Source organism: Variovorax sp. 20P10.2.4 (genome assembly GCF_058244205.1).
The window spans coordinates 21,158-28,787 of the sequence record NZ_JBZAYE010000022.1 but is presented as its reverse complement, the minus strand read 5'-3'; the positions used below and the strand labels follow the sequence as shown (position 1 = coordinate 28,787).

Sequence of the window (7,630 nt, the reverse complement as noted above, 5' to 3'; positions counted from 1 at the left end):
GATGCCGGCACCCTCGCGGTGTCGCCGCCGCCCGTGCGCGACGCGGCCGGCGCGAACGCCGAGGTGACGCGCATCTTCCTCAACAGCATCCGCACCGGCGCGCTGCCGCCCGAGGACGGCAAGTACGTCGGCCAGGTGGTCGCGCAGCGCACCGGCATGAGTCAACAGGACGCCGAGAAGCGCGTGAACGAGGTCTATGCCAAGGCGCAGGCCGCGCTGCGCGACGTGCAGGCCAAGGCCAAGGAAGCTGCGGACACGGCCCGCAAGGCCTCGGCCTATGCCGCGATGTGGCTCGTGGTCTCGCTGCTCGTCGGCGCCTTCTTCGCGAGTCTCGCCGCCACCTACGGCGGCCGTCGCCGCGATCTCTGAATCCACTTCCACCACTTCGAGGAGACCTCTCATGCGCTCGCTTCTGCTTCTGTTTCTCGGCGTGCCGATCCCGGTGATCATCCTGATCGCGCTGTTCTTCCACTAGGCATCTTCGCGTCGCTCCGCGCAAGGGGCGACGCCGTCTCGATTCGATGCCGCGTGCGCGCATCGCGCATGCGCCGCGCCCCGGCCCGCCAAGGTGACGACCTTCGCGGGCCTTCTTCATGCGAGGTCCGGCCCGCGCGAAGGCCCCGGGTTTTCCCTTGAACGAGCCAGCGGGTAACGATGTTACCTTCGCGGCCAACTTCACCACCCGCGACATCGTCCATGCCCAAGAGCAACGCACCGGCGGCGGCGCCCGAGCCCCTTTCGCCCATTTCCGGAACGCAGAGCATTCCCGCGAACCTGCGCGACCGGCTCTCGCCCGTCGTGATGGAAACCTACGCCGCCGGCGACTTCCATCGCGCCGACATGCGCACCATCGCGCGCGAAGCCGGCATGAGCTTTCGCACCATCTATCGCTACTTCGGCGACAAGGAAGCGCTGCTGTTCTGGTTCATCCAGCACTGGCTCGGCGGCCTCTATCCGGCGGCGCTGAAGCCCTTCGACGACGCGGGCGACCTGAAGTCCAAGCTGCTCGCGGTGCTCACGCTGCACCTCGAGTTCTACGAGAGGAATCCCAACGTCGGGCGCATCATCTTCATGACCGTGCCGCTCGAGCGATGGATGCGCGATCCGAGCTACGCGCAGCACGAGATGATGCGGCGCCTGCTCCACGCCATCACCGATGCGCAGCAGCAAGGCGAACTGCGCTGCGACGTGGACAGCCGGCTCATCCTCGACACCTTCAACGCCATCTTCAACCGGGCCTTCCTGATGTGGGAGTACCGCCGCCGCAGCTACTCGCTCGCGGCGCAGGCCGCCCCGTTGATGTCGATCCTGTGGAACGGCATCACGCCCCACAAGGCGCGCGAGCCCGAAGCGGCGGCGGCAAAAAAGCCGGCCGCGCCCCGCAAGAGAACGGCGAAGTGACGCCTCGAAGCGTCCCGCCGCCCGATTTCGCAACAGCCCCCAGGACCGGAGACAACATGACCGACCGAACGCGCACGGACTCGCTGCGCCGCCTCCTCTGCACCGCCGCCGCAGCAACGCTCGCCGCCCTCGCCGCTCCCGGCGCGCAGGCACAGCCCGCATCGGCCAAGCCCTTGCGCCTCATCGTCGCGGGCCCCGCCGGCGGCGCCTCCGACATCGTCGCGCGCATGCTCGGCGACGGCCTGCAGAAGGAACTGGGCCAGGCGGTCGTCGTCGATCCGAAGCCGGGCGCGGGCGGCGCGCTCGCGGTCAACGACCTGATGCAGGTGCCGCACGACGGCGCCACCGCGCTGGTGGGAATCAGCGGCCTGGTCTCCGAGGTCCCGCACATCGTCAAGCTGCGCATCGACATGGCCAAGGAGATCAAGCCGATCGCCGAGTTCGCGCGCTTCGGCCTGGTGATGGTCGGCCATCCCTCGGTGCCGGCGAAGACGATGGGAGAACTGATCGCCTACATCAAGGCCAACCCGGGCAAGGTCAGCTACGCCTCCTACAGCGCGGGCACGATCGCGCACGTGACCGGCCTGAAGCTCAACCAGGCCGCGGGCCTCGACATGACGCACGTCGGCTACAAGGGATCGATGCCCGGGCTCACGGACGTCATGGGCGGGCATGTGCCGTTGATGATCGACGGCATGTCGACAGCGCTGCCCCTGATCAAGGCGGGCAAGCTCAAGGCCTTCGCGGTCAGCCTGCCGCAGCGCTCGCCGATGCTGCCCGACGTGCCCACCTTCCGCGAACTCGGCTTCCCGGACCTCGAGACCGTCGTCTGGATCGGCGTCTGGACCACGCCCGACGTGCCGGCCGCGGCGCAGGCGCGGCTGCGCCAGGCCACCCTGAAGATCCTCGAACAGCCCGCCGTGCGCGAGCGCCTGCAGGAGATCGGCCTCGCCGTCGGCCAGCCGCGCACCTCGGAGGAACTGACCAGGACGCTGCGCACCGACTACGACAAGGTCGGCGAGGTGCTGCGCTCGATCAACTTCACGCCCGAGTGAACGGGCGCCTGCAGCCCGCCTCCGCGCCTCCCCTTCGAACCCGACGCTTCCACCAATGCAACCCGTCTTCATCGCGGGAACGGGCATGACCCGTTTCGGCAAATTCCTCGACCGTGGACTCAAGTCGCTGGCCGCCGAAGCCATCGTCGAAGCGCTGACCGATGCCGGCATCGAAGCCTCGCAGCTGCAGGCGGCCTACATGGGCAATGCGGCCGCCGGCGTGATGACCGGCCAGGTGCTGATCCCCGGCCAGGTCGTGCTGCGCGGCCTGGGCATCGGGCGCATCCCGGTCGTCAATGTCGAGAATGCCTGCGCCACCTCGGCCACCGCCTTCCAGCAGGCGGTGCAGATGATCGCGCTGCAGGCCTACGACATCGTGCTCGTGGCCGGCTTCGAGAAGCTCTACAGCGAGGACAAGGCCCGCACCTTCTCGGTGTTCCACGGCGCCGTCGACCTCGAGGCCATCGACGAGGTGCTCGCGGGGCTGGCGCGCAACCTCGCGCGCTCCGGCGCCGAGGCGGACATCTCCGAGGCGGGCAAATCGCGCTCGCTCTTCATGGACCTGTACGCCGGCATGGCGCGCGACTTCATGGCGACGCATGGCGTGACGCAGCGCGACTTCGCCGCGGTGGCGGCAAAGAACTCCTTCCACGGCAGCCTGAACCCGAAGGCGCAGTTCCAGGAGGTGCTGAGCATCGAGGAGGTGCTGGCCGCGCCCTTGATCGTCGACCCCATGACGCGCCCGATGTGCGCGCCGATCGGCGATGGCGCCGCGGCCCTGGTGCTGGTGTCCGCGCAGGCGGCGGCGCGGCTGGGCCTGCGCGACCGGGTGCGCGTGCTGTCGTCGGTGCTGGCTTCGGGCTGGGACTACGAGGCCGGCGATCCGGCGCGGCTGGCGCCGACCGTCGCCGCGCAGGCCTACGAGGCCGCGGGCCTCGGCCCGGCCGAGCTCGACGTGGTCGAGCTGCACGATGCCGGCGCCCCGGCCGAATTGATCTACTACGAGCACCTGGGACTCGCCGCACCGGGCGAGGCGGTGGCGCTGCTCGACAGCGGCGCCACCCGGCTCGGCGGCCGGGTGCCCGTCAATCCGTCGGGCGGGCTGCTGCGCAAGGGCCATCCGATCGGTGCCTCGGGCTGCGCGCAGCTGGTCGAGCTGAGCGATCAATTGCGCGGCCGCTGCGCGGCACGCCAGGTCCACGGTGCCCGCACCGCGCTCGCCGAGAACGGCGGCGGCTGGATCGGGGAAGACGCCGCGGCCATCGTCGTCAGCGTGCTGCAGAAGGACTGAGCCATGGCCGAGCGCTCTCACGTCAATCTCGCCTCGATCGTCCATTCCTTCGCGCACGCCGAGCCGGCGCGCGAGTCCCTGCTGTTCGAAGGAGGCCATGCGGTGCCCGATGTCGCGCGCAGCTACGGCCAGCTGTGGCGCAACGCGCAGGCGCTGGCACGCGGCCTGGGCCGGCGCGGCGCCGGGCCCGGCAGCGTGATCGCGGTCCTGATGGCGAACCATGCCGAGTTCGTCGAGCTGATGATCGCGGCCGCGCTGCTGCGCGTGGTGCTGGTGCCGATCGACCCTCGCACCCGGGGCGAGAAGCTGCGCTTCATGATCGCGAACTCGAGGGCGACCGGCCTGGTCGCCGCTGACTACGCGCTGCCCGGCGCCGAGGAACTGCTCGAGGACGACGCGGGCATCGAATGGATCGCCGCGCTCGCCACCGACGAAGGCCCGGGACGCGCGATGTGGGCCCCGCGCGTGGAGGACTACGCCGCGCTGCGGATCGTGGAGGGCGACGACCTGCCGGTGCCGGCGGACAACGGCGAGGAGGCGATGCTGATCCTCCACACCTCGGGCACCACGGGCGATCCCAAGGGCATCGTCATGACGCATCGCCGCTTCTGCGACACCGCCGCCGCGGCCTTGAAGGGCTTCGGCTACCGGCCCGACGACCGGCTGTATTCCGGCCTCTCGCTGACCCATGCCAACGCGCTGCAGGTCACGCTCGCGCCGGCGCTGCTCGGCGGGCTGCCCGTGGTGTTCTCGCGCCGCTTCACGCGCTCGCGGCTGTGGGCCCTCACACGCAAGTACCGGTGCACGACCTTCACGCTGCTGGGCGGCATGACGACCACCCTGTATGCCGAACCGCCGCGCGCGGACGATGCGCAGAACCCAGTGCGCTTCGTCGTGTCGGCGGGCATGCCGGCCGCGATCTGGGCGCGGTTCGAACAACGCTTCGGCGTCAAGGTGCTGGAGTTCTACGGCTCGGCCGAGGGCGGCCTCGCGATCAAGCCGCTGGACGCGGGACCCATCGGCAGCATCGGGCGGGTCGCGCCGCACTTCAGCTACCGCATCGTGGACGACACGGGCGCCGAGCTGCCGCGCGGCGTTGCCGGCGAGCTGTGGCTGCGGCCGGCCGACGGTTCGCCGTTTCGCGTCGAGTACGTCGGCAATCCCGAGGCCTCCGCGCGCAAGTGCGCGGGCGGCTGGCTGCGCATGGGCGACGTCGTGCGCGAAGACGGCGACGGCTGGCTGTTCTTCGAATACCGCCAGGGCGGGGGCTTGCGCCGCAACGGCGACTTCATCAACACCGCCTATGTCGAGAAGTCGATCGCCGAATCGGGCCTGGTCCGCGACGTCTTCGTGTACGGCGTGCCGGCCGCCTCGGGCGCACCGGGAGAGAAAGACGTGGTGGCGGCGGTGGTGCCGCTCGACGGCTCGACGCTCGATGTGCAGGCGCTGTTCCGCTGCTGTCGCGCGGCGCTGGAGCCCAACTTCGTGCCGAGCTTCGTCCAGGTGGTCCCGGAGATTCCCAAGACCGCTTCCGAGAAGCCGCTGGAGCGCCTGCTGATCGAGGCCCTGGCCCGCGAACCGCTGGGCGTGCACGCAGAGGAAGGCGCCCGCCGCGCCGGAACGGGAGCCGCCGCATGAAGCTCGACGAAAAGCTCTCGGCCGTCGTCACCGGCGGCGCCAGGGGACTCGGAGCGGCCACCGCGATCCGGCTCGCCGCGCGCGGCGTGAAGGTCGCGCTGTTCGATCTCGACGCCGAAGCCGGCGCGGCGCTGGCCCGGCGCATCGGCGGCGTGTTCTGTCATGCCGAGGTGGCCTCCGAGGCCAGCGTGGACGACGCCTTCGCGCGCGCCCGCCAGGCGCATGGCCAGGAACGCATCCTCGTCAATTGCGCGGGGATCGTGCATGCCCACAAGACCGCGGCGCGGGACCGCGCAACGGGCGCGATCCGCCACCATCCGATGGCCGACTACGAACGCGTGATCGCGATCAACCTGCTCGGCACCTTCCGCTGCATCGCCCGGTCGAGCGCCGGCATGCTGGCGCTCGACCGCCTGCCGGATGGCGAGCGCGGCGCGATCGTCAACACCGCGTCGATCAGCGCCGACGAGGGCCAGATGGGGCAGGCGGCGTATGCGGCATCGAAGGCCGGCGTGGCGGGCATGACGCTGCCGATCGCGCGCGACTTCGCCAGCGAGGGCATCCGCGTCAACACGATCAAGCCCGGTGTCTTCGACACCCCGATGCTGCGCGCCGGGCCCGAGCACGTTCGGCGGGCACTGGAATCGTCGGTGCCGTTTCCGAGCCGCGTCGGCGACCCCGACGAATACGCCCGGCTGGTCGAGTTCCTGCTGACCAACGGCTACATGAATGGCGAGTGCGTGCGCATCGACGGCGCCTTGAGGATGAATCCACGATGAACTTCCCCCTTCAATCCAGGACCGCGCTGGTCTTCGGCGCCGGCGCGTCCGCGGTGGGCCCGGGCAACGGCGCGGCGATCGCGATCCGCATGGCGCAGCACGGCGCGCTCGTGTTCGCGGCCGACAAGGACCTCGAAGCCGCGCGGCGAACCCAGCGCCTGGCGCAGGAGAGCGGCGCACGCTGCGAAGCGATCGAGGCGGACGTGTGCGTCGAGTCCTCGATCCGCGACGCGGTGCGGATCGCGCAGGCGATCAACGGCAACGTCGACATCCTGGTCAACAACGTCGGCGTCGTCATGCACGGCGGGCCGGCGGAACTGGCGGTGGAAGACTGGGACCGCTCCTTCGCGCTGAACACGCGCTCGGCGTTCCTCGCGCTGAAGCATGTGCTGCCGCTGATGGACAAGGCCGGGCGCGGCGCCGTGGTGCAGGTGTCGTCGATCGCGGCCGCGCGCGCGGGTTCGGCCGCGCTGTGCGCCTATCACGCGAGCAAGGCCGCGCTGAACGCCCTGGGCGCGAGCGTCGCGATGCAGTACGCGGGACGCGGCATCCGCTGCAACAACATCCTGCTGGGCCTGATGGACACGGCGCTGGTGCGCCAGCAATTGGCCGGGGCCCATCCGCAAGGCCTCGAACATCTGCTGGCCACGCGCAATGCCACCTGCCCGACGGGCGCCATGGGGTCGCCCTGGGACGCCGCCGACGCGGCCGCCTTCCTGGCCAGCGACGCGGCGCGCTACATCACGGGCACCGACATCTTCGTGGACGGCGGCCTGCACAACCAGGTGACCGCACCGGTTCCCGCGAGCACGGCAGGCACCGGGGCGCCCGCATGACCTTCGCCACCGCCGACATCTCCGACGACGATCCCGACGCCAGCAGGTGGTGCGACGCCGGCTTGCTCGACTTCGGGCAGCGACGCACGTTCTGGGGCCAGGCGGTCACGCTGCGGGTCCGCGACGATCACCGCGCGGGCGTCCCGATCTGCCTCGAACCGGGCCATGGGAAGGTGCTGGTCATCGACGGCCACGGCTCGCGCGGCATCGCGCTGTTCGGCGGCACCATGGCCTCGATCGCCGTGCGCAACGGATGGGCGGGCGCGATCGTTTTCGGAGCGATCCGCGATGCGCGGGAGATGGCCACCTGTGAGCTCGGCGTGAAGGCCCTGTGCACGACGCCGCGCAGCGCGACCGTGGCCGCGCCTTTCGCGCGCGACATCGCCGTGCGCTTCGGGGGCGTGACCTTCGAGCCCGGCGATTGGGTCTACGCCGATGCCGACGGCATCCTGGTGCGGGACACCGAATACAGGCCGGCCCCGTTCGTCTATCCGGGCTGAGGCCGGGCCGAACGACTTCCGATCGAATCGGCACCGAAGTCGATCGGCGCGGCATCGATGCCGCGCGCGTGCCGCCCTAGACTGCGGCCATGCAAGCACGCCTTCGCGCCGCGGACCGCCGCCCTTCCCG

7 protein-coding genes and 1 pseudogene are annotated in these 7,630 nt (G+C 70.6%); all 8 read left to right on the top strand.

From position 1 onward, the window contains the following. Positions 1-369 (top strand): annotated as a pseudogene (locus AC27VN_RS04065) (hypothetical protein); the annotation flags it as partial. 327 nt (positions 370-696) lie between these two features. Then, on the top strand, positions 697-1,401 hold the full coding sequence (locus AC27VN_RS04060) for a TetR/AcrR family transcriptional regulator (RefSeq protein ID WP_490875711.1): 705 nt from the start codon (positions 697-699) through the stop codon (positions 1,399-1,401). Positions 1,402-1,457: 56 nt separating this feature from the next. Beyond that, positions 1,458-2,456 carry a tripartite tricarboxylate transporter substrate binding protein gene (locus AC27VN_RS04055; protein ID WP_296786424.1) on the top strand — a complete coding sequence of 333 codons (999 nt, stop codon included), beginning with the start codon at positions 1,458-1,460 and terminating at the stop codon, positions 2,454-2,456. 55 nt (positions 2,457-2,511) lie between these two features. Further along, a complete protein-coding gene (locus AC27VN_RS04050) occupies positions 2,512-3,747 on the top strand; it encodes a thiolase family protein (RefSeq protein ID WP_490875710.1) in 1,236 nt (411 codons plus the stop codon). Positions 3,748-3,750: 3 nt separating this feature from the next. Further along, positions 3,751-5,385: an AMP-binding protein gene (locus AC27VN_RS04045; RefSeq protein ID WP_490875709.1), complete on the top strand. Its 1,635-nt coding sequence runs from the start codon at positions 3,751-3,753 to the stop codon at positions 5,383-5,385. After that, the gene (locus AC27VN_RS04040; RefSeq protein WP_490875708.1) at positions 5,382-6,164 is read left to right on the top strand and encodes an SDR family NAD(P)-dependent oxidoreductase; all 783 of its coding nucleotides are present in this window, start codon (positions 5,382-5,384) and stop codon (positions 6,162-6,164) included. The genes AC27VN_RS04045 and AC27VN_RS04040 overlap by 4 nt, the downstream gene beginning before the upstream one ends. Further along, entirely contained in the window at positions 6,161-7,000 is an 840-nt protein-coding gene (locus AC27VN_RS04035) for an SDR family NAD(P)-dependent oxidoreductase (protein WP_490875707.1), read from the top strand. The genes AC27VN_RS04040 and AC27VN_RS04035 overlap by 4 nt, the downstream gene beginning before the upstream one ends. Then, positions 6,997-7,500, top strand: a complete 504-nt coding sequence (gene rraA, locus AC27VN_RS04030; protein ID WP_490875706.1) for a ribonuclease E activity regulator RraA — start codon at positions 6,997-6,999, stop codon at positions 7,498-7,500. Before AC27VN_RS04035 ends, rraA begins: the two co-directional genes overlap by 4 nt. Positions 7,501-7,630 lie beyond the last annotated feature (130 nt).